Here is a 21,618-nt window from a genome sequence, read left to right as displayed (position 1 = left end):
TCGAAGAATTTGCAATGTTTTAAATTAACGAGACAAAAATTTACCGGGCGCTGGTGGACATCAGTCAGATTTGTGTCAAAACTGTAATTAAATTGAGAACTTATATCCGCAACTATCGACTAACCTATATCCACGGTTATTGATATAACTAAATGTACCTCGGCTTATACGGATAATCATGATGAAAAAAATGTCTTTGGCGTTAGCGCTAACGAGTGCCTTACTTGTCGCCCCGCTTAGTTGGGCACAATCCATATCAGCAACCACACAAGACCCTGTATATCAGCTTGATGACAAGTTGGTGCTTGGACGAGTGGAGAGCGTTTACTACAGTGATATTCCAGAGCTAAAAGCGGTACCATTTATTGGCAAGATTGATACTGGTGCTGACACCACGTCTATGCATGCAGAGAACATCCATGTCAGTAGCTCTCATCCTGACTACCAGAACTTGAAAGACAACGAGTTGTTGTGGGCGATTGTCGATGATTTAGGTGGGACGAAGGCGAAGTGGGATGCCGATACTTTTAAACCATATCAAGTGAAGGTGAGCTTTACGGTTCCTCATCCTTACACAGGAAAAGAAATACAGATTACCGATGATCTGGAGCGAGTGAGCGCCATTCGTAGTCGAACAAGCAAAAAGCCTATTTTACGCCCGACGATAAAAATGCCGATGACGATTGCAGGCCATACCGTTGATACAGAAGTGAATCTGACCAAGCGCACGCAATTCTCTTCTCCTATCTTGATTGGTAAAACCTATCTCGATAACAATGCGTGGGTATTCGCTGGCTACGACTATCTTCAAGAGCAACCAAGCGCAAAAATGATCGGCAAAAAAGAGACGGTTGAAGTCGAGGGCGTGCCATACAAGATCAGCATCTCAACCACCAGCCGCTACACCAACGTTCACGCACTGGATATCAAGGTTGATAAAAAGAACAATGAAGTTTCTTTCACGCTAGAAGGTGAAAACGGCAAGCGCCATCCAATGACGTTACCTTTGGTACGCATGCTGAAAACCACCAAAAGCGAGCGTCCGTTGGTCTACTTACCAGTGAAAATCGACGAAAACGAAACTCAACGTTGGTTAGTCTATTTGCGTGACCGCAGTAAGTTCAGTTCACAAATTCGTTTGGGTCAGGATGTCGCGAGCCAACACTTTGTGATTGATACCGACAGAGAAAACCTATTGGGCGGTGTTGAAAAAACGTTCAAGAGCGCACTCAAGTCAAAGCCCCTTGTGATTTCACCGGAAGAACAAGTCACCATTGATGGTTATACCGTTCCTGCTTACCCCACGTTTACGGTGAAAACGCCATTACTGCGTGTAAATGGCTTTGAAGTAACAGAAAAAGGTAAGGATGAATCCGTCACGTTTTATTTAATGAACGATGAGGGTAAAGAAGAAAAAATTACCAAGCCCGTGGTGAAAAAGCTCAAAGTGGGTAGCACTGTGCGTCCCGTTGTTGATGGCGATTTCCTTTTCGGTAGCAAAGAGACATCAATGGAATTTGCACTCGATGTGCTAGATGAAGACGAGACGCAACCATTTTTCGTTTTTGGTCATGACATCGCCAAAGGCGGTGTGCTGCTGAATACTCGCGCCGACCATTTACTAGATGCAAGACCGCTTTTCAAAGCCGGTCATATCGAAGTGGCTGAAGTGGAAGGGATGTCTTTCCCTGTTAAATTGGACACTGGTGCTGACGTGAGCTCGATTAATGCCAAGGACATCAAGCGCTTTCAAAAAGACGGTAAAGATATGGTGAGCTTTACTTATGAAAACGATCTAGGCATGACCAAGGCGTTTACCCGTGAGGTGGTGGATGTCATGCGTATAACGGCCAAAAAAGGAGAAAAGGCCAACGAACGGCCGGTAGTAGAAATGCACGTTAAACTTGGCGAGTTAGAGAAGAAGATCCGAGTCAATTTGCAAGACCGAGGTCGCTTCCATTACAGCATGATTTTAGGTAAAAACTTCCTAAAACATGGCGCGGTTGTTTCGAGTGATACGAATTACATTGTGACGCAAAAACCAGATTACGAAAAGTAGCACTCTGGCCGCCTTATTATCTTGATACCCAAAGCCCGAACGAAGCCAGTGCTTTGGGTATATCATCTCCTTAATGCTGCTCAAGAGCGGCATTTTTTAGTTGAGATAGGAGTTAACTTGAAAACTAAGCTGATTACCCGTGAAGGTTATAACAAACTCAAACAAGAGCATGATTACCTTTGGAATGAAAAGCGTCCTGAAATCACCAAAATCGTCACTTGGGCGGCGAGCCTGGGCGATCGCTCAGAAAATGCGGATTACACCTTCAATAAACGTCTGCTTCGTCAGATCGACCGTCGTGTTCGATTTCTTCGCAAGTTTCTGCCTGAAGTCACGATCGTTGACTATTCTCCGCAGCAAGAAGGCAAAGTCTTTTTTGGTGCTTGGGTTGAAATAGAAAATGAGGCAGGAGAGGTGAAGAAGTTCCGCATAGTTGGGCCTGAAGAGATTTATGGAGATGCGAAAGACTACATCTCTATCGATTCACCTATGGCGCGAGCGATGTTGAAAAAGCAAGTGGATGAAGAATTCACGGTACGCACCCCAGAAGGTGAAAAAGAGTGGTTCATTAACTCGATTGAATACAACAAACCAGCCTTGGAAGACTGAGGCTTTATCACTGATTCAAGTCTCTTGAAGTTCACTAGAAGTGACTTGAGTCTCAACGTCAGCTTATTGGATACAAAGGCATGGTGCCTTTATCGGAGAAGTAAAATGAACAAAGCAGTCATGTGTAGCGCTGCACTAACAATAGGATTCTCACTCTCAGTTTTTGCTCAAGATGAAGTGAAAGGCTGTGACGCCAAAGAGTTAGCGGTAGAACAGCAGCTTGAGTATGCGAAAGCACAAGGTAATGAACATCGAATTAAAGGCTTAGAACAGGCACTTACCGCTATCCAGAATGAATGTTCGGAAGGTGAACTGCGTCAAGAACTGCAAGCTGAAGTGGACGAAAAGGCGCGAGACGTTGAGGAGCGTGAGCAAGAATTAGCGGAAGCGCAGCGTTCAGGGAAAGCAGACAAAATCGAGAAAAAACGTCACAAATTGGCAGAAGCACAACAAGAGTTACTTGAGGCCAAACGTGAACTGGAATGGAATTATGGCCAATAGTAGGTGCTGAAAATACCTGCTAGAGAGAGAATAAAGCGCTTAAGATAAAAAGAGTAACAATTTGCTTGAGCACGTTAGGAAAAACAGTGATACATTTTCGACAATAGATGCTTCTGAAAGGATGTTTCAATGCAAGAAAATCATAAAATTTTAGTGGTTGATGACGATGCTCGTTTACGTGCTCTATTGGAGCGTTACCTTTCTGAGCAAGGTTTTCAGGTCCGAAGTGTCGCCAATGGTGAACAGATGGATCGCCTACTAACGCGCGAAAACTTTCATTTAATGGTGCTAGACCTAATGTTGCCAGGTGAAGACGGTTTGTCGATTTGTCGTCGTCTACGCCATGCGAACAACATGCTGCCAATCTTAATGCTCACCGCGAAAGGTGATGAAGTGGACCGCATTGTGGGTCTGGAAGTGGGGGCGGATGATTATTTGCCAAAACCATTTAACCCACGTGAATTACTCGCTCGCATTAAAGCCGTACTACGCCGTCAAACCGTAGAGTTGCCGGGTGCGCCAAGCACCGAAGAAAAAGTAGTGGAGTTTGGTGAGTTCCGACTCAATCTAGGCACACGCGAGATGTTCCGCGGTGACGAGGCAATGCCACTGACCTCAGGAGAGTTTGCTGTCCTGAAAGCGCTCGTGACGAATGCGCGAGAGCCGATGTCACGAGACAAATTGATGAACATGGCACGTGGCCGTGAATATTCTGCGATGGAACGTTCTATTGACGTGCAAATCTCACGTTTGCGTCGCATGTTAGAAGACGATCCGAGCAAGCCACGCTACATTCAAACCGTGTGGGGGTTAGGTTACGTTTTCGTCCCAGACGGCAAAGAGGTGTAATCTCCTCACTCCATAGCCAGCACTTGGCTATAGCAACTTCAGCCTTCAAGTCCTTCCCTTCGAAGGCTGAAATTTCGCGATTAGGACCACCAGGAACGTTCCATGCGCATCCGAAGTTCACTGACACAATCTATTCTGCTGTTCATCTCTTTGCTTCTCGCTAGCCAAGTTTTCTCTTACTACGCCGTTTTTAACTACGCGTTGATGCCGAGTTTGCAGCAGTTCAATAAAATTCTCGCCCATGAGCTTAATTTGGTGCTTGATGATGAAGGGCCATTAAAATCTGATGCACCGCTGAGACGTCAGTTATTAGAAAGGCTGGGGGTGACGGTTCACAGCCTCGACAGCGATAAAGCGGTTGAATTTCATCACGCGATGTCGATTGATTTGATGTCTGAAGAAATGAGCCAAGAGTTAGGTTCGCCCACCGAAGTGCGCTTATTGCTTGGCGATGAAAGTTACATCTTGTGGATGCACATCGAAAAGTTGCCGAACTCCATCATTCGTATTCCTTTATCTGAGTTGCAAGAAGAAGATTTTGCACCGCTGTTTCGTAACAGCTTGATTATGGCGCTGCTGATCATTGCTGGTGGTTGGTTGTTTATTCGTTTACAAAACCGCCCACTTTTGGCTTTAGAGAGAGCCGCGAAAGACGTCGGTCGAGGTGAAATCCCGCCACCGTTGGCAGAAAAAGGCGCATCGGAAATTCGCTCTGTCACCCGAGCGTTTAATCAAATGTCCAAAGGCATTCAGGAGCTCGAAGAAGATCGCGCCCTATTAATGGCGGGGATTAGCCATGACTTGCGAACACCGCTGACGCGCATTCGCTTAGCGACAGAAATGATGTCTCCCGAGGATAGCTACCTTGCTGAAGGGATCATTAGCGATACGGAAGAATGTAATGAGATCATTAGTCAGTTTATGGACTACCTCAAACCGGTGAACAAAGAATCGTTTGAACCTGTGGATATCAGTACGATTGCCAGTGATGTCGCCAGTTCGGAAGGTGGTTATGAGGCTGAAATTGAAACGGATCTTAATCCTAACCTGCCACCAGCCAAAGGAAGCGCTATTGCGATTAAACGGGCGATCAGTAATTTAGTTGTCAATGCACTGCGTTACGGCAATGGCTGGGTCAAAATCAGTACCGGTGTGACGGCAGATAAGCAGCTAGTGTGGATATCGGTAGAAGACAACGGACCGGGTATCGAGCATTCTCAAATCGCAAAATTATTTGAACCCTTTACGCGTGGTGATACAGCTCGCGGCAGTGAAGGTACAGGGCTTGGGCTGGCGATAGTGAAGCGTATAATCAGCCAGCACTCAGGCTCTGTGGTGATGCGTAATCGCAGTGAAGGCGGTTTAATCGCTCAAATCAGCTTTCCTACCAAGTAAGTCGATGACTGTACCATTTAAAACAAAAAGCCCAACCTAAACAGGTTGGGCTTTGCTTTTCTCTACAATCTTATTAAGACTCTTTCACTTCTTGAGGAAGTTCATCTTCGTCTTCCAGTTTCTCTGGCAGAAGTAGGTTTAAAATGATCGCTGTGATACCACCTGCAGCAACGCCAGTGGAGAAAATACTCTTAATAAATTCTGGCATGAATTGCAGGATCTCTGGTTTTTGCGCGATACCAAGCCCCATTGAGAAGGATAAGGCCATGATCAGAATTGCGCGGCGATCGAGCTCAACACGAGAGATAATACGCACACCAGCGGCTGCAATCGTACCAAACATGACAATCGTTGCGCCGCCAAGTACTGGCTCAGGAATCAGCTGAACAAAGCTAGCGACACCAGGAAACAAGCCAAGAATCACTAACATGCCAGAAATAAAGTAACCCACGTAACGGCTCGCAACCCCTGTTAGCATAATGATGCCGTTATTCTGGCTAAAGGTGGAGTTCGGGAAACTGTTAAACACGGCTGCGATTGCAGAGTTTAAGCCGTCTGCTAACACACCACCCTTAATGCGTTTCATGTACACTGGGCCTTTGACTGGCTCGCCAGACACTTCGGATGTGGCGGTAATATCGCCGATGGCTTCTAGTGCGGTAATAAAGAAAATCAGCACCAGCGGAATGAACAGAGACCAGTCAAACGATAAGCCATATTGCATTGGTACGGGCAGTGCTACGATCTCGGTTGCGCCTAGCTGAGAAGTATCTACCATCCCCATAAAATACGCCATGATGTAACCCACTAGCATCGCAATCACGATTGAAGCCACACGGATGTATGGGTTTTTCGAGCGGTTTAAAATCACAATTAATCCAAGTACCGTCCCAGCCAGAGCAAGTTTGTCTAAGCTGCCGAAGGTTCCTTCATTTAATGCTGCGTAGCCACCGCCCATTGATACTAAGCCGACTTGAATCAGTGTGAGGCCGATAAGAGTGACGACGATGCCTGAAACGAGCGGAGTGATGATTCGGCGGGCATGCTCCAATACGCGAGATAGGAAAATTTCTGCAAATGATGCGACTAAAATCGTACCAAAAATGGCAGCCATCATGGTGCTGATGTCTGCTCCACCGGCTTTCAGCGATAGGCCTGCACCAATAATAGGACCTAAAAAGTTAAAGCTGGTGCCTTGAACAGAGAGTAAACCAGAGCCAATTGGGCCAAAGGTGCGAATTTGAATAAACGAAGACACGCCTGACGCAAATAAAGACATGCTGATGATGGTATTCGTTTGGTCTGCTGGTACACCCAAAGACTGACAGATGATCAGTGACGGAGTGATAACCGCGACGAACATCGCCAATAAGTGCTGAAGTGCGGCAAAAATGGTTTGAGGCAAAGGTGGTCGATCATTGAGTTGATAAACCAGTTCCGAAGATCGGTTTGAAGTTGTCATTGTTTGTCTCGCTAGTCGCAATATATTCCCAGATCTCGCTGAATGGGAGAGCAGGGTGGAGTTGACGTCGTTACCTGTGATTGCTGTTAATCAGAGTCAACTCAGGTTGGTGGAGTGTGATGCAACACACTTAAAAAATTTGTGCGCGATTATAGAGAGATTTACCTAAAAAGCAAACGATTGCTTGAGTTTTGGCGTATTAAAAAACGAGCCATTTGGCTCGCTTTCAATCATTACGCTTTGGAGTAAATATCCCGCTCACCCAACCAGCGATCGATAATCGCTGTTGCGTTAGTCGGGTAATTGTCATGAATATGACGCGCAATACGCTGAACTTCGGGAATCAGGCGTTGATCTCGAACTAAGTCTGCAATTTTGAAATCAGCAAGACCAGTCTGTTTTGTACCCAAGAGTTCGCCCGGGCCACGAATTTCTAGGTCTTTCTGTGCAATGACGAAGCCATCGTTACTTTCACGTAGTACTCCGAGACGTTTTTGCGCGGTTTTTGACAGTGGAGAGTGGTACAGCAGCACACAATGGCTAGCAACGGAGCCTCGGCCCACACGACCTCTTAGCTGGTGTAATTGTGCCAAACCAAGACGTTCGGGGTTCTCGATGATCATCAAGCTAGAGTTTGGCACATCCACGCCAACTTCAATCACCGTCGTTGCGACCAGCAAATGTAGTTTATTGTCTTTGAAGTCTTGCATCACCGCTTGTTTCTCTGTCGGCTTCATTCGGCCGTGTACTAGACCAATTTTTACGTCCGGTAGCTTACGTTGAAGCTCTTCAGCGGTATCTGCCGCGGCTTGCGCTTCTAATACTTCCGACTCATCAATCAGAGTACACACCCAATATGCCTGCTTACCTTCGTTTAAACAGGCATTTCGGACACGCTCGACGATGTCGTCACGTTTTGTGTCAGGAATGGCGACGGTTTGAATCGGCGTTCGACCCGGAGGCAGTTCGTCAATCACGGAAGTTTCCAGGTCAGCGTATGCGGTCATCGCTAACGTGCGAGGAATAGGCGTTGCCGTCATGATCAACTGATGTGGGTAGGCGCCTTGTTTTGCGCCTTTTTCACGTAACTCTAATCGCTGATGGACACCGAAGCGGTGCTGTTCATCAATGATGACCAAAGCAAGGTGATGAAATTCAACGTGCTCTTGGAATAGCGCGTGAGTACCCACTACCATTTGTGCTTCACCACTGGCAATGCGAGCCAGCTCGGCTTCCTTTGCCTTACCTTTGAGTTTGCCCGCTAACCAACCGACTTGAATGCCCATTGTTTCAAACCAGTTGGCGAAGTTGATCGCGTGTTGCTCAGCCAATAGTTCGGTTGGTGCCATGAGTGCCACCTGATAGCCGTGCTCAATGGCACGAACGGCGGCCAGAGCGGCAACCAACGTCTTCCCCGAACCCACATCACCTTGCACTAGGCGCATCATTGGGTGGGGTTTTTCTAAATCGGCTTCAATCTCTTGTACTACTCGGGTTTGAGCGTTCGTAGGAGAGAAAGGCAGTTGGGCTAAAAGCTGCGTTTTTAGTTTATTGCAAGGACCGAGAGGTAACGCTGAATCCTTCTGGCCTTTGCTACGCACCGCCAGCATCGATAAGTTTTGTGCGAGCAACTCTTCCATGATCAAGCGGATTTGAGCAGGATGTTTGCCTTCGTCAAACTCATCTAAATTAATGGTTGGTGGTGGGCGATGAATGGTGTGCAGCGCTTGCGACATCGTGATTTGATGGTTATACAGCCCGGCTGGAAGTAATTCCTGCACTGCGGTTTTATCAAGCAGCGCTAAAGCTTGTTCGGTAAGGTTGCGCAATGTGATTTGGCGTAAACCATCTGTAGTGGGATAAACAGGGGTTAAGCTCTGTTCTACATCGGGCTTTTGATCGCTGACGTAAAACTTGTAGTCAGGATGAACAATTTCCAAGCCCATGCCACCGCGCTTAATTTCACCGTAAGCATGTACTAACTTACCTTGTGTGAAATTGTTCTTCATGGCCGCGGTAAAGTTGAAAAAGCGCAGCGTAATAGTGCCATTACCGTCGCTGATTTTTACCGTTAACATTTTGCGCTTACCGAAGATGGTGTCGACTGCCATGACCTTGCCTTGCACGGCCGCCCAAAGGCCAGCATGCAGTTTGGCAATAGGGTAAATACGGGTACGATCTTCGTAGCGCAGTGGAAGATGAAACAGCAAATCTTGAACGCTATGTAAGCCAACTTTGGCGAGTTTTTCTGCGACTTTCGCGCCAACCCCAGAAAGGGAGGTTAATGGGACGGCAGATAACATTTGGGCGGACATAGAGGGCTCAAGAAAATGGTTAACATAGCAGTATGTTAACCATGGAGCTGTGTTTTTGTACAGGAAAAAATAGTCATGCTTTAGTTAGTGTCATGATCTGACTGATAACCTGTCATTCCGAGGAGCCTAGCGACATCAGGAATCTATTTCCAACAAGTATGTCGCTGAAGTTAACACTACCAGCATCAGCATACTCGGGAATTAGATCCTGAATCACGCTCCTTCGTCGCTGTTCAGGATGACGAAAGCCTGTTACTTGCTTTGCATCTCTTGCCACCACGCATCATCGGCGATGATTTGGCCTTCGTCATCGAGTGGTGGGTAAGCGAGTCCTTTTCGTTTCGCGACTTTTGCCAGCACTGGGTGACCACGTTCAAAGAGAATACGGTTGATTGTCTCTTTAGGCAGAGCGCTTTCTTCTCGTTCGTACATGCCTGCGGCTTCACGTTGACGTTGCGCTTCATACAAAATCACGGCACTGGCAACCGATACGTTTAGTGACTGCACCATGCCCACCATCGGGATAATAATGTCTTGATCGGCAAGCTGTTTGGCTTGCTCCGAAGCGCCAACCTTTTCGCTGCCTAAAATAATGGCCGTTGGCTTGGTGTAGTCGATCTCGCGAAAATCGACGGCGGTATCTGAAAGATTGGTCACCAAAACCTGCATACCTTGCGCTTTGAGTTCGGTAATCGCAGTTTCAATGGAATCGTGAGTATCAACTTCAACCCAGTTCCGCGCGCCAGCTGAGGTATGGCTCAGCGTACGCATTTTGTCAGGCCAAATGGCATGAACTTTGTGTAAACCTGTCGCGTCAGCGGTACGGATCACGGCAGAGACGTTGTTTGGCTTATGTACTTCTTCGAGACAAAGTGTCAGATCAGTTTGGCGAGTTTTTAGGACTTGGTGAATGCGGTTGTAACGTTCTAGGTTCATATTTATTGAGGTATAAAAAATCGCCACCTAACAGGGTAGGTGGCGATAGAGGTTAGTTCTTTCTGCGTCTGACTCGGGTTGCTTGAGGCATTGCCTTAATCTTACGCATGATGCCTGCAAGGTGGACGCGATCTTTCGTCGTCAACAGCACAGTCACAGTGTACAAACGACCATCACGTTCTTCCGTTGAAAGACCATGAATGTTTGACCCTGTTTTCGAGATCACGTTGGTCAGTTCTGCAAGAGCACCTTGGTTGTTCAGCATGTCGACTTTAAGTTCAGCAATAAACTCTTTGTCGTAGTCGTCAGACCAAGCGACAGCCATATAACGGTCTGGCTCTTTCTGATAACCACGAACGTTCGGACATGTTTCTCGGTGAACAACCAAACCACGACCAGGCGATACGTGAGCAATAATGTGATCATCTGGGATAGGATGACAACAATTTGCAAACGTCAGCAATAAGCCTTCTGCGCCACGAATCGGAAGCTTCTTCTTCGAGTCCGTTGGGATTGAGCTTGTTGTCGTGAGTTCTTCGGTATCACCAAGGAGACGACGTGCGATCACAATGCTCATCAACTCACCCAATCCAATAGCTGCCAATAAATCATCGATGCTTTCTAGGCGAAGATCATTCAAGACTTCTTGGATATTTTCTGGATAAATTGAATCAATCGAGTGGCGGCCAAGTGCGTGATTAAGTAGGCGACGACCTAAAGTAATCGACTCTTCACGACGCATCGTTTTCAGTACTTGTCGAATCTTAGTGCGGGCACGAGAAGTCACGACATAGTTTAGCCATGCCGCATTCGGACGCGCACCAGGGGCACTGATAATTTCCACCGTCTGACCGTTTTTCAATGCCTTACTCAATGGGTAAGGGTTACGATCAACACGAGCACCAACACAAGAGTTGCCTACATCGGTATGTACGGCATAGGCAAAGTCGACAGCCGTTGCGCCTAAAGGTAATTCAACGATACGACCTTTTGGTGTGAAGACGTAAATCTCATCTGGGAAAAGATCGGATTTTACGTTTTCAATGAATTCGAATGAGTTACCCGCGCTTTGTTGTAGCTCTAACAGGCTTTGCATCCAACGCTGAGCTTTCACTTGCGCAGTGGTGCCAGACTTGTCGCCTTTGTCTTTATAAGACCAGTGCGCCGCGACACCTTTGTCCGCCATTTGATCCATATCTTCAGTACGGATCTGAACTTCAACAGGTACGCCGTGTGGGCCAACCATGGAAGTGTGTAGCGATTGGTAGCCGTTCGCCTTTGGTACCGCGATGTAATCTTTCATGCGACCAGGACGTGGCTTATACAAGCTGTGTACTTGGCCTAAAACGCGATAACAAGTATCAGCGGTATCAACAACGACTCGGAACGCATAGATATCCATGATGGTGTGAAAGCGCTGTTCTTTGGTTTTCATCTTGTTGTAGATAGAGAACAGGTTTTTCTCACGACCAACGACGCGAGCATTCAAGCCGAAGTCTTGCAGACGGCCTTCTATTTCGCTGTGAATGCGTTGAATCATCTCTTTACGGTTACCACGTGCGGCTTTAACCACTTCTTTCAGTACGCGGTAGCGGTTGGGATATAGCGCCTCAAAGCCCAACTCTTCGAGTTCGGTTTTGATATTGTGAATACCAAGACGATGAGCGAGGGGTGCGTAAATTTCTAACGTTTCACGAGCGATACGACGCTTTTTATCTGGTCGAAGCGCGCCAAGCGTACGCATGTTGTGCGTGCGGTCAGCCAGTTTGATCAGAATGACGCGGATATCTTGCACCATGGCCAGAACCATCTTACGAAAGTTCTCAGCCTGAGCCTCTTTCCTATCGCGGAATTTGAGTTTGTCCAGTTTAGATACACCATCAACCAATTCTGCGACAGTGTTGCCGAATTTCTCTTCGAGATCTTCTTTAGTTACATCACAGTCTTCAATGACGTCATGCAGCAAAGCAGCTTGGAGGGTTTCGATATCAAGGCGCATTTCGGCCAAGATACGAGCCACTGCGACAGGGTGGATGATGTATGGTTCACCGCTAGAGCGGGTTTGCCCTTCATGGGCATCTCTCGCTACCACATAAGATTGACGCAGAGCCTCAATCTGAGGCTCTGTTAGGTATTCTTGGGCAACGTCTTTGAGGCTATCGAATAGATACAAATTATAGGCCCGGGAGGTTGTTGAATTCTAAAGTCAGAATTAACGGTTGTGAGCGATGCTGCTTACTGCCGCTAGCTCTGCCGCTTCTTGCTCTTGCTGTTCTTGACGTTCACGAGCGTCTAGAACTTCTTTAGTAATTAAACCTTCTTCGATTTCGCGTAGAGCGATAACCGTTGGCTTATCGTTCTCTTCTGGCACTAGTGCATCTTTACCGCCAGTTTGCATTTGACGAGCGCGGCGAGCCGCAATCAGTACTAGGTCGAAACGGTTGCCAACTTTTTCAACAGCGTCTTGAACAGTTACGCGTGCCATGAGGACTCCAAATAGTTAACTAAAATTTTAGAATGACGAGAAAGTATACAACCTAACTACTTTATTTACTAGCAATTAGACAAGCCACCGTTTGTGGACTTTCTCAGGTAGTTTATTGTGTTTTTCGCACTGGGCAAAAAACGGGAAATTCTTTATGTTTTACAGCGTGACTTTTTTGAAGTTACTCTGCTAACAACGCGTCAAGCATACCTTTATATTTAGCAGCTTGCTTTTCTTCCTTCAATCTTTCAGCACGCAAGATAGCTTTAAAATCCATCAAAGCGGTATCAAAATCGTCGTTTACGATCACGTAGTCGTACTCGTTGTAATGAGAGATTTCCGACTTGGCTTCAGCCATACGCTTTGCGATCACTTCATCGCTATCTTGACCACGAGTGTTCAAGCGACGCTCTAACTCACCGTTTGATGGTGGCAGGATGAAGATGCTTTTGGCTTCTGGCATTTGTTCACGGATTTGGCGTGCGCCTTGCCAGTCGATATCTAGAAAAACGTCGATACCTTTATTTAGTGTTTCTTCAATCCATACACGAGATGTGCCGTAATAATTACCAAACACTTCTGCGTATTCTAGGAAGTCACCTTTAGCGATCAGGGCTTCAAACTCATCTTTCGCTACAAAATGGTAGTGGACACCATTTTCTTCACCAGGTCGCATGTTGCGCGTGGTGTGAGACACAGACACTTTCATTGCGTAGGTTGGGTTGCGTTCCAACATCGCTGAGATCAAGCTAGATTTACCTGCGCCGCTAGGTGCAGATACGATATAGAGAGTACCTTTGCCCATTGTACTGTTCCACTTTTGATTGGATTGATTGAGTGCCGAAGGAAAGTTCGACATTCTTATAACGATAGCACTGGCATTGAGAAATCAACCACCAAAGGGGTGGATATTGGTGATAATCCCGCCAGAAAAATGGAGGCGAAGAGTATCATGATCTCTATTTTGTTACCAGTTGATCTTTCTGTCTGTGATCGTCTCAGATGAAATAGTTACTTACGCCAGAGTGTTCCTAAACAGCGAAGAAGGAGCGTGATACAGGACTTACCATCCGCGCACTCTGTTATTAAAACCATTTCTACAACCGTTTAGTGTGCTGATTTTAGGTTTAGAGTCCCGATTTGGCTTGCGTGAGTGACTCTGGTTAAAAATAGGGGTTAATAAAGATAAAACGGAAAAAAGGGGAAGCTTTCACTTCCCCAGGCGTGCGACTGACTCACACTTAATCTTCGAATTATCCTTGAGACTCTAGGAAATTTATCCAAGGGCTAACGGTTGACCTGAATTTTGGCGATTGAGCAGCGCCTTTCATCGCCTGCAAGGCCTTTTGTGGTTGCTTAAGCTCGAAATAGGCCATCCCGCGAATGTATTCAAGTTCTGCCTTTTGCTCTTTAGAGGCACTGGATGCCGCGCTTTCTACAAAACGAGTTGCTTCAGAATACTGCTTGTCTTGTATCATTAAGCGAGCAATCTGAATTTGCGTTTTAGCAGAAGGAGCGAGGTTATATGACTTTTTATAAGCGAGAATTGATTTATCTAGCTCTTTAGCTTGCTGCCAGAAACTGGCTAGGCGGTCATAGTTTTCCTTCGTCTTTTCAATGTTTCCAGCTGCCATTTCCTTGTCAAGAGTTTTGGCTGCTTTATATGGAATACCTTGATAAGCCAAGAAGTTTACAAAGCGTAAATATTCCTTCTCTCCTTCTAGTTTCCCCATTTTGTAAACCATTTCTAGGGTGGCTAGAGAGTTGCGTTCTTGACCTAGCTCCATGTAGACACCAGAAAGTTGCATCCAGTAACGCTTTTTCTGAGGGTACTTTGAAGTCAGAGTTTTGAGTACACTGGCAACGCTTTTCAGCTGGCCTAACTCGTAGTGAGATGCAACGAGAATTAAGTACCAAGACTCACTTGGGCTCTTGCTCATCGCGATGGCTTTTTTGGTTGGCGGGATTGCATTTTTGTAATCTTCCAACTGAACATAAGCGCTCGCTAACGTGATATAAGCATGAGCTTGAGGCTTCTCTTTGGTTGTTTCTGCAACCTTGAACCATTCCTTCATCGTTTTTACAGACAACGTATACTTTTCTTCAGCTAGGTAAAGCTGAGCCAAGCTGTAGCGAACTTGTTGAGCAACAGGAACGGGAAGTGCGTCGAGCTGTAATGCTTCGGCAAAGTATTTTGCTGCTTGCACATAATTGTCTTGTAGCGAATACAAAAAGCCAGTCTGCTGAAGTAAAACTGCTCGGTCGTATTTTTTCGAACTTGTGCTTTCTAAAGCGCTTGCTAGTTTTTCTTTCGCTGCTGAATATTTTTCAGTTGCGATCAACTCTTGCACTTTGTTAACGGTTCGAAATGTCCGATCTGATAACTGAGGAGCTTCTTTTGCCATCGTAGGAGCGGCCATTGCCACTCCTACGAAGAGAATTAAAGAAGCCACTTTGCTTTTCCATAAACTTTTCATCGTGACTCCTTAATTGGTTGAGAACTCTATTTCTTGCGATAGGCGCGAGCTAACAGGTTTCCCGTCAACCAATTTTGGTTTAAATGTCCATTTAGAGACTGTTTTTCTTGCCGCTCGACCGAGGCCTAAGCGTCGTGGTTGCTCTTTAAGAACTTTGATGTCCTCTACGGCACCACGTGCGTTGACAGTAAACTCTAATAAGACGACCCCTTTTTCTATTCCTGCTTTCGCAGCTTTCCTAGGCATTTGAGGTTGGAATGTCGCTAGAGGTGTTGGACCTCCGCTACCCGCGAGTTGCGCACCTCCACCCTGGCTATAATGTCCAAGCACCGAACCACCTGTAACATTTACGGGTAGGTCAAGCTTTGGCATATCCATTGGGGTCTGCTCCATCACCGGTTTTACTGTCGCTGTCACTTTCATTTCTGGCGGCGGCGGCGGACGCTTAGGCGGTGGTGGCTTTGGAAGTTCGCGTTTTTTCTCCTGTATTTTTTCGTCTGGTTTAATGCGAATAAACTCGACCATACGCAGGTCATCATTCGACACTAACTCGTGGCGCTCTTTGTTTACTAGCTTGTCCATCCCCCAGAACAACCCGAGGGAGACAATGAGCGCCAGTGCAATTGAGGCCAGATACCGCATAAGCTTAATCCTTATTGGTTGCGGCAATGGAGATGCTTTCTACACCTGCCATTTTGATCTGGTCCATAACCTTCACGACTACGCCAGCATTTGCTTCTGTGTCGGCTTGGATAACAACTGCGCCATCAGGGCTTTCTGCACGAAGACGTTCAATATTCGCGCGAACCGCGTCCACTTCGATGCGGCGTTTATCAACCCAAACATCACCCGCCGCACCAACTGCGACCATGATGTTACCTTTTTTCACGGTTTGCGCAGAGCTTGCCGTCGGGCGGTTTACTTCTAGACCAGCTTCTTTTACGAACGATGTTGTTACGATAAAGAAGATCAACATGATGAATACGATGTCGAGCATCGGTGTCATATCGATAGCGGTTTCATCACTGCTATCACTGCTATAGCGTCTTTTCATGACCTATACCTCTAATTCCATTTACTCAGGCAATATGCTTTAGCTTATCTTCCAGCTTTTGCGTTGTGACTTTGGCTAAATGATCAAGACGTGAACTAAAGAACAGTCCTGATAGAGAAGCCACCATCCCGGCTAACGTTGGGATTGTTGCCTTTGAGATCCCCGAGGCCATTGCTCGAGGGCTTCCTGTTCCTGTTACCGCTAAGATGTCGAATACTTGGATCATGCCAACAACGGTGCCGAGCAAACCCAGTAAGGGACAAAGCGCAATCAACACTTTCACGATTGGCAGGCCCTTTTTATTCTCAATGTCCTGACGAGAAACAATTTCTTGTCGGATCATCTTAGCGTTCCAGCTCTGGTGCTCTGATCGCCCCTGCCATGAGCCAACGGCTTTTTTCATGGCTTTTGGAGCGACGGCAGCAAAATAGAACCAACGTTCTAACAATACTGCCCAAAGCATAAAGCTGAGGATGAAGATGGCGACGAGTACATCGCCACCCATTCCCAAGAAGCGCCTAATTGATTCAAGTTCTCCAACTAACCACCACATAATGCCTCCTTAGCTTTCGGCTTTATGTAGTTTTTCCTGATAGCGAGCGATGAAGCCTGCACTCTGTTCTTCAAGAGTTTGAACCAAACGACGACCTTTACTGTGTACGATGGTGTACAGGAACAGTAGAGGAATTGCGACAACCAGACCAAGCATCGTAGTAACAAGTGCTTCAGAGATACCGCCAGCCATTAGCTTAGGATCACCTGTACCAAATAGTGTGATTGCTTGGAACGTACCGATCATACCCATAACCGTACCCAGTAGACCTAGAAGTGGTGCTACAGAAGCGAACAGTTTGATTGAGCTGATAAAGCGTTCAATGCTCGGTGCGTTACGTAGGATGATTTCGTCCAGTTTCGCTTCCAGATCTTCAAGGTTGTCACCTTTGTGCTCTTGGTAAGCTTGGATAACTTCACCCAGAGGGTTACCAGGAATCACGGTTTCTGATTTCGCTTGCTTACGCATTTTACCGCCAATCACTTGAAGGCGTAGGAAGCAAACTAGAGCAATGATAGCGCCAACTGCACCCATACCAAGGATGACGTAACCTACAATGCCACCTTGATCAATACGTTCTTGAACGGTAGGGCTTTGTACAAGTAGAGACAGAATTACACCACGGGATGGGTCAATAAACAGTGGCTCATAGCTGTTTGACGCTGACTCAAAGCCTGCAACATGACGCGTAATATTGGTGCGAGGCTGTCGAGAGAGTTCTTCGAACTTACCTGTTTGAGGTACATAAGTAACGTACTTACCATCGGCAATCGCGTTAAATTCACCGACAAGAGTAACATCGCGAACCGCTTCTTTACCTTCGCCATAAACAACCGTGGCTTGGGTTGTTGCTGTCTCGCCTGAGGCAACCACTTGTTGAAGAATGGTATGCCAGAATGCTTCTAGCTCTTGTGTTGATGGCAGTTCTTTGCTTTCAGCCAGTTTCGTTAGTAGCGCGTCACGCTCTGGGAACTGAACTGCGTTTTGAGAGGCTGCAAATAAGCCTTTAAACTCGCCCGCATATTGGCGGACCACACCAAACATTTCGCCCAAAGTACCAGAGCGAACACGTAAGGTTTCTGTTAGTTCAGTCAGCTGCTTATCGTTTTCATCAAATGTCGCTTTAAGTTGATCGCCCAGTGCTTGCTGTGAAGCTAGCTCTTCACGAGCCTGTTGCAATAATGCCGCTTGCTTATCTCGGTTGTTCTTGAACTCAGCTTCACGGGCTTTATTCTCTTTTGACTCAACGATGCTTTCTGATTTTACGTTTTTGAGTAGTTCAGATAGGTTTTTAGGCGTTTCTGCTTGTACGCCTGAAGCCATAAATAAGCTCGCTAGTAGACCAGCGGCTAGAGTTTTGAATCCTTTCATCTCTTATTCCTCCCCAGCATATACAGGCAATTTGATTAGCGCTGGTGGCGCTTGCTTCTTCGCGATACGAAGGCCTTGCTGTACCGCTATGCGGTAGCTTTCCGGTAATGTTTCCCATTGACGTGTTTGTTGGTTCCACATACCTGTCTCACCACCGTCTGGAGATTGGAATAAAAGCGCCGTGCGACCAATACGTAGGAAATCGTAAGTCACGGTTTCCCCATTTCTATCTAGGCTAGCTTTGTAAGATTCAATTGAGCGAGAGAAGCCTTCTTCAATTTGGTAGGCTTCCATCACTTTACGGAATTTCTCAGAAGTCGTTACGTCGGCGCGATCCATGAGACGACGCAGTTCTTGGACACGTTTATTACGTTCTTTTTTCTGGAAAGGCAGATCGAGAGTCACAAACTCATCGAGTGCATCGATCATTTTAAGTGTTAGTGGCACTACTTCTGTTGCCGTTTGATCGATCTGAGCAATTTGGTTATTTAATGAGTCCAATTCACCTTGCTGTGATTGAACCATACGATTAATTTGCTCGTTGTAGACTTTCATGCTGTCGATTTGACGTAGTAAGCCTTTGTATTCTGCCAACATGCCTTCAGTACTTTCGGCATAATTGTCGATTTTTTGTTGCGAAGCTTCTGAAGATTGATTTGCTTTTGCTTGTGTGGAAACGACAGCACCAGAGTTGGCCGCTATAGAGCTACTACTGATAGTAAGCAATGCTGCAGCTATGGCACTGAGACCAAATTCCTTGAATTTCATGGTTGCATCCTTGTCAGTGTTTTAGTCAGTCGAAAAGGGCGCGGAAAACCCGCGCCAAATATTTTTTAGAAGTCGTATGATGCCTCGACGTATAGCTGACGTCCGATTGGATCGTCATACCCAGTTGCATAGAATGGAGAGGTATCGCTTAGAGGATCTGCAGGCGGTACTTTGTCAAACATGTTGATAGCACCAAGAGTTACACGACCACTCTCGTTGAATTGGTAAGAAGCCGTTAGGTTCCACGTTGTCATACTAGCGATTTCTGCTTTGTAACCCGCTTTTTTAGCAGAATCACAGTCATCAAAGTAGTAACGGTTTGCGTAGCTTGAACACATACGGTCGCGGTATTTACCAAATAGGTTGATAGCGACATCTTCATATGCCCAGCCAAGATTTAACGTTGCGGTGTATTCAGGCATGAAATCTCTTTCATCCGTTACAGGCTCGCTGTCGTTTTCTTGATATTCAGCAATCAAGATCTTCGTTACAGCAACACGCGTGTTAAATGAACCGAACTCATTAGTGTCGTATGCGTATTTGATCGCTAGGTCAATACCAGAACGCTCTTCATACGACTGGTTCACTGGACCATAGGATACCGACTTGATGGTGCCATCTGGGTTACGAACGACTTCAGTACCTGGGTATTTACCTGGATCGTTAATTACGTCTTGGTAAGTTGGTGCTGTTACGACGTCTTCCATCTTGATGTGGTACCAGTCAACAGTTACACCAAGATCATCCACAGGCTCCCACGCTAGGCCCAAGTTAATGTTTGTACTTGTTTCTTCTTTCAGCTCAGAGTTAGGGCCATTAAGCGTATCGAAGTACTGAGTATCACACTCTGGGTACTTGTCTTTATCTTGTGGGCCGCTACCACCAGCGTTGGCACAAAGCACAGGGTCAAAACCAGAACCAAAGCCTCGAGTTTGATCACCAAATAGTCGCTTCAAGTCTGGAGCTCGGAAGCCTAGACCGTAGCTACCACGTAGCAATAGGGTGTCAGTAGGACGGTATGCTAGGGCTACTTTAGGAGTGAATGCGCCGCCAGTTGCCGAGTCGTCGAAGTAGTGGTCGTAACGACCAGCGACAGTCATTTCTAAATCTTCAATGATAGGAATAAGAGCTTCAACACCAAGACCAATCTGATCGCGGTCACCGCCGCCTGATGTTCCACCTAGACCAGAGAAACCACCAGCTGCTGTTGTCGCATCAATCGTCTCATTGTAGTCAGTACGGTTCCATTCACCATAAACAGCAAAGCCAGACATACCTGCAGGAAGTTCAACCAAATCACCAGCCAGTGAGCCGTTAACAGAGTAAAGCTTTGAGTAAGCTTCTTTGCTTGAAGTGCCGCTGTATTTGTCTACAACGTCTTGAGAGATAGGCCCTAGAAGATCGACATCACCATTTTGTACAGCTTGGTCGAGAGTTAGGAAGATTGCTGGGTTGCTTGTTTCAACGCTTTGCTCAGAGTAACCAGCGGATAGGTCCCAATCATACGTATCAGCAAGCAGGCCGTTCAAGCCTAAGGTTAAGCCAAAAGAATCGGCTTCAGTGTTACTTTCGCGTGGTCCAAATTCGACCATACGGCGAGTGTATTCGCCTTCGCCGCGGAAGTGAGTGGCATCAACTTCAACGCTGTAAGGGTTAGGTTCGAATTCAGATTCTGTAGACTTGTAGCCAAAACGGGCTTCTGCCATGGCAGTGACATTGTCGTTAATGTCCATTTCACCACGTAAAAGTAGGTCTACTTGTTTGTTTTCTGGTTTTAATGTTCGGTATGCAGAGCGGTTAACACCACACTTTCCATCCGCTCGTTCAATCGCGGCATCACCAACGACTTCTTTACAGGAAGAACCAGCATCAGCTGGTGTTAGAAGTGTTCCGTTGGCGCCTTCAAAGTTTGCACCGTAGCTAGAGTAGCCACTTAGCTGAGAACGGCTAGAACCGTCATCGCCAGCCCAATCATCTCGGTCAGATTGCTTTAGCATTTCGTTGCCCGCAAATTGGCCAACGAAGAGAATACGTTTGTCGTCAAAGTTTTTGCCAGCTACAACGTCTAAACGACCATTTTGGTAACCACCATCCGTCGCGTCACCCGCGCGTACTTTTACAGAAACGCCATCAAAGTCTTTCTTTAAAATGAAGTTTACGACACCACCGATTGCGTCGGAGCCGTAGATAGCAGAACCTGAGTCGGTCATTACTTCAACACGCTCAATAGCGGCGACAGGGATTTGGCCGATATCTTGGAAGTTAGATGTACCATCTTGTGCTAGCGGGTATTGAGGAAGACGACGGCCATCAATAAGAATCAATGTGCGTGACGCGCCAAGGCCACGTAAGTTGACTGACTGCGCTGCTGGTGTAAACGAGAAAGAGTCTGTTTGAGCCATTACACCACCTGTGTTTTGGGTCAAACTGTTCAATACGTCTTGCGCGCTGTTAAAGCCTTTAGACTCAATGTCTTTACTATTAATAACAGTAACTGGTGAAGGACCTTCCATATCCGTCGTGGAGATACGCGAACCAGTAACTTTCATCTTTTGAAGTTTTTCAACTTGCTGCTCTTCTGCCAGTGCTGTTGCTGGGGCTGCAACTGCTGCTGTCCCCAAAGCAAGGCTTATCGCAACAGATAAAGCGGTTGTGTTTTTATACATCCTTGTTGCTCCGATTATTATTATTTCCTATGTCTGGCCGCATAGCGGCCAAATGTGACGTTAATATTTCGTTAACGTTCGGCCAATGTATAACCGAGATGAAAAAAGGAAGTCAAAC

Annotated in this window: 18 protein-coding genes; 5 read left to right on the top strand and 13 right to left on the bottom strand. The window is 46.4% G+C overall.

Annotated features, from left to right (window positions below):
* Positions 1-178 precede the first annotated feature (178 nt).
* The 5 genes from NL645_RS17200 (at position 179) to envZ (ending at position 5,413) form a co-directional block, all read left to right on the top strand.
* Entirely contained in the window at positions 179-2,059 is a 1,881-nt protein-coding gene (locus NL645_RS17200; protein WP_124007334.1) for a RimK/LysX family protein, read from the top strand.
* A 117-nt stretch (positions 2,060-2,176) separates the two neighbouring features.
* The gene (gene greB / locus NL645_RS17195; RefSeq protein ID WP_005394962.1) at positions 2,177-2,668 is read left to right on the top strand and encodes a transcription elongation factor GreB; all 492 of its coding nucleotides are present in this window, start codon (positions 2,177-2,179) and stop codon (positions 2,666-2,668) included.
* A gap of 105 nt (positions 2,669-2,773) precedes the next feature.
* A complete protein-coding gene (locus tag NL645_RS17190; RefSeq protein WP_005394961.1) occupies positions 2,774-3,169 on the top strand; it encodes a DUF1090 domain-containing protein in 396 nt (131 codons plus the stop codon).
* Positions 3,170-3,298: 129 nt separating this feature from the next.
* A complete protein-coding gene (gene ompR, locus NL645_RS17185) occupies positions 3,299-4,018 on the top strand; it encodes a two-component system response regulator OmpR (RefSeq protein WP_005394960.1) in 720 nt (239 codons plus the stop codon).
* 102 nt (positions 4,019-4,120) lie between these two features.
* Complete coding sequence (gene envZ, locus NL645_RS17180; RefSeq protein ID WP_047009400.1) at positions 4,121-5,413, top strand: two-component system sensor histidine kinase EnvZ; 1,293 nt, start codon at positions 4,121-4,123, stop codon at positions 5,411-5,413.
* A 73-nt stretch (positions 5,414-5,486) separates the two neighbouring features.
* Here envZ and NL645_RS17175 read toward each other — a convergent pair whose 3' ends face one another.
* The 13 genes from NL645_RS17175 to NL645_RS17115 all read right to left on the bottom strand — a co-directional run bounded on the left by NL645_RS17175 (position 5,487) and on the right by NL645_RS17115 (position 21,500).
* A complete protein-coding gene (locus NL645_RS17175; protein ID WP_170892254.1) occupies positions 5,487-6,875 on the bottom strand; it encodes a uracil-xanthine permease family protein in 1,389 nt (462 codons plus the stop codon).
* Between the two features lie 233 nt (positions 6,876-7,108).
* On the bottom strand, positions 7,109-9,190 hold the full coding sequence (gene recG / locus NL645_RS17170; RefSeq protein ID WP_253652100.1) for an ATP-dependent DNA helicase RecG: 2,082 nt from the start codon (positions 9,188-9,190) through the stop codon (positions 7,109-7,111).
* Between the two features lie 252 nt (positions 9,191-9,442).
* On the bottom strand, positions 9,443-10,126 hold the full coding sequence (gene trmH, locus NL645_RS17165) for a tRNA (guanosine(18)-2'-O)-methyltransferase TrmH (protein ID WP_104974601.1): 684 nt from the start codon (positions 10,124-10,126) through the stop codon (positions 9,443-9,445).
* Positions 10,127-10,178: 52 nt separating this feature from the next.
* Positions 10,179-12,299 (bottom strand): bifunctional GTP diphosphokinase/guanosine-3',5'-bis pyrophosphate 3'-pyrophosphohydrolase, encoded by a 2,121-nt coding sequence (gene spoT, locus NL645_RS17160; RefSeq protein WP_005394948.1) that lies wholly within the window; start codon positions 12,297-12,299, stop codon positions 10,179-10,181.
* A 39-nt stretch (positions 12,300-12,338) separates the two neighbouring features.
* Positions 12,339-12,611, bottom strand: coding sequence for a DNA-directed RNA polymerase subunit omega (gene rpoZ / locus NL645_RS17155; protein WP_005379346.1), 273 nt, complete (start codon positions 12,609-12,611; stop codon positions 12,339-12,341).
* Between the two features lie 181 nt (positions 12,612-12,792).
* The gene (gmk, locus tag NL645_RS17150; protein WP_005379347.1) at positions 12,793-13,416 is read right to left on the bottom strand and encodes a guanylate kinase; all 624 of its coding nucleotides are present in this window, start codon (positions 13,414-13,416) and stop codon (positions 12,793-12,795) included.
* Positions 13,417-13,864: 448 nt separating this feature from the next.
* Positions 13,865-15,088, bottom strand: coding sequence for a lipopolysaccharide assembly protein LapB (locus tag NL645_RS17145; RefSeq protein WP_064376868.1), 1,224 nt, complete (start codon positions 15,086-15,088; stop codon positions 13,865-13,867).
* A gap of 9 nt (positions 15,089-15,097) precedes the next feature.
* On the bottom strand, positions 15,098-15,730 hold the full coding sequence (locus NL645_RS17140) for an energy transducer TonB (protein WP_005379353.1): 633 nt from the start codon (positions 15,728-15,730) through the stop codon (positions 15,098-15,100).
* 4 nt (positions 15,731-15,734) lie between these two features.
* A complete protein-coding gene (locus tag NL645_RS17135) occupies positions 15,735-16,142 on the bottom strand; it encodes a biopolymer transporter ExbD (RefSeq protein ID WP_005379359.1) in 408 nt (135 codons plus the stop codon).
* A gap of 25 nt (positions 16,143-16,167) precedes the next feature.
* Complete coding sequence (locus NL645_RS17130; RefSeq protein ID WP_005379363.1) at positions 16,168-16,695, bottom strand: MotA/TolQ/ExbB proton channel family protein; 528 nt, start codon at positions 16,693-16,695, stop codon at positions 16,168-16,170.
* A gap of 9 nt (positions 16,696-16,704) precedes the next feature.
* A complete protein-coding gene (locus NL645_RS17125) occupies positions 16,705-18,066 on the bottom strand; it encodes a MotA/TolQ/ExbB proton channel family protein (protein WP_017634999.1) in 1,362 nt (453 codons plus the stop codon).
* 3 nt (positions 18,067-18,069) lie between these two features.
* Complete coding sequence (locus NL645_RS17120) at positions 18,070-18,834, bottom strand: DUF3450 domain-containing protein (protein ID WP_005379365.1); 765 nt, start codon at positions 18,832-18,834, stop codon at positions 18,070-18,072.
* Between the two features lie 65 nt (positions 18,835-18,899).
* On the bottom strand, positions 18,900-21,500 hold the full coding sequence (locus tag NL645_RS17115) for a TonB-dependent siderophore receptor (protein WP_017634998.1): 2,601 nt from the start codon (positions 21,498-21,500) through the stop codon (positions 18,900-18,902).
* Between the last annotated feature and the right edge of the window lie 118 nt (positions 21,501-21,618).

The organism is Vibrio sp. Y51_MX_L26, assembly GCF_024181935.1.
GTDB classification, from domain to species: Bacteria; Pseudomonadota; Gammaproteobacteria; order Enterobacterales; family Vibrionaceae; genus Vibrio; species Vibrio diabolicus.
This window is presented reverse-complemented; position numbering and strand designations above follow the sequence as displayed.